The sequence below is a fragment of the Streptomyces phytophilus genome (assembly GCF_013870535.1).
GTDB lineage: Bacteria > Actinomycetota > Actinomycetes > Streptomycetales > Streptomycetaceae > Streptomyces > Streptomyces phytophilus.
The window spans coordinates 1-1,743 of the sequence record NZ_JACBXC010001250.1 but is presented as its reverse complement, the minus strand read 5'-3'; the positions used below and the strand labels follow the sequence as shown (position 1 = coordinate 1,743).

The following is a 1,743-nucleotide window of genomic DNA, read 5'->3' as shown; positions in this document are numbered from 1 at the left end:
CGCAGCTCCTCGACGCGCTCGAACTCGTCGATGACCTGCGCGGCGGTGGTGCGGACGGCCGCCAGTGGCTCGGCGAGATCGCCGGAAGCCGTCTCGCCCAGCCAGTGGTGGCGGTCGGCGACGCGGGTGGCGGCGGCGACGATGGCCTCGAAGACGGTGCCGTTCGGCGCCATCCCGTCGGCCATCCGGGCAACCGACAGGCAGTCGGAGACTCCCCGTACGAGTTCGGCGTTGCCGATACGGGCGAGGGGCCCGGTGCCGGCGGGCCGGGCGGCGGCGTAGGCGTCCGAGACGTACGGGGTGCGCCAGACCTGCACGGGGTGCACACGGGTCGGTTCGCCGCCGGCCGCCGTCCTGAAGACGACCATCGTGCCGTCGTCGCGGAGCGACCAGCCGTGCGTCTGCCAGCGGGCGGCGACCTCCTTGCGGATGACGTTGTACGGCAGCAGCAGGGTGCGGCCCTCGGCGCGGGCGTGGAAGACGTAGAGGACGTCCTCGCCGTTCGGGGAGCGGACGAGGCCCTCGTATTCGAGGTCCTTCGTCTCGGTGTCGAAGGTCCGCGCGGCGCTGCCCGCGGGGACGTCGGCGAGGTAGTAGCCGCCGGGGAAGATGACGCCCTGCTCCTCGGGCAGCCGGCGGCACGCCGTGCCGAGGCCGTCGAGCCGGACGACCTCCGCGGTGCGGGTGTTGTAGACGAGGTGGCGGCGGGTCTTCTCGTTGTACGGGAGGATCCGCAGCAGGACCAGCGGGCCCACGACGGCGTAGTCGATCTCGGCGTCCGCCAGCGACTGCAGCGGTTCGTCCACGGGCTCGCTGTAGATGCCGGCACCGGTGTCGGTGCTGTCCTCGGCCTTGAGGGTGAGGGCGCCGCCGGCGCACGCGACGAAGACCAGGCCGCGGACGGAGACGTGCGGGTGGCGGCCCTGCACATGGTCCGCGCGGGTGGCGGCCGTCCACTCGACGTCGTGGGCGGGCCGGAAGGCGTGGTCGCGCTCGCCGCGGTCGTCGACGTAGGCGACGGAGCCGTCGGGGGCGACGCGCCAGCGCAGCACGCGGATGTCGGTGAGCGCGTTCCCGGTCTGGAAGACGGCGAGGAGGTGGGAGCGGGCCAGGCGCAGCTGGAGGAGCCGGGTCTCGCGGTAGTAGCGGTACAGCTCGGCGAAGTCCCGGCGGAAGGCGGGGTCGTCGAGCAGACCGGGCACGGAGTCCTGGGGCGCGGCGCGGAACCGTACCGCCGCGCCGCCCCCGCCCGCGTCCTGCCCGTCGGACTCGTCGGACTCGGTGAACTCGGTGAACTCGGTGAACTCGAAGTGCTGCAGCGAGAACACGTCGCCGACGCCGGTCCCGGTTCCGCGGCCGAGGGGGACGTGGGAGCCGAACAGCAGCATGCCGCCGATGTGCACGATGGCGCGGGGCACGCAGTCCTGCTCGGTCCGGATGTGCCCGGTGCCCGCGAGCCGCGCTCCGGAGCCGCCGAACTCCGCTACGCGGCGGGCGTTGAGCGTCTCCGCCCGGCGGGCCAGTTCCTCGGCGTCGGTGCGCAGCCGGTCTCGCAGCACCTCGTACGTGCCGGCCGTCAGGGCGTCCGGGCTGCCGTGTACCTCCGGCGCGGGGGTCTCCACCTCGTCCTCCACCTCGTCCTCGTCGTCCGTTCCCTCGTCCGTTCCCGTCGTCCCCGTCCGCGTCTCCCGTCGTCCCGTCCGCGTCGCCGGAGCTACTCCTTGGCCAGCGACGGCGGCGTCC

Annotated in this window: 1 protein-coding gene; it reads right to left on the bottom strand. The window is 73.8% G+C overall.

All coding sequences use genetic code 11. The features are described from left to right. Positions 1-1,634: DNA repair ATPase (locus tag H5J30_RS31305; protein ID WP_181790916.1), on the bottom strand; the 1,634-nt coding region annotated here is incomplete at its 3' end. Between the last annotated feature and the right edge of the window lie 109 nt (positions 1,635-1,743).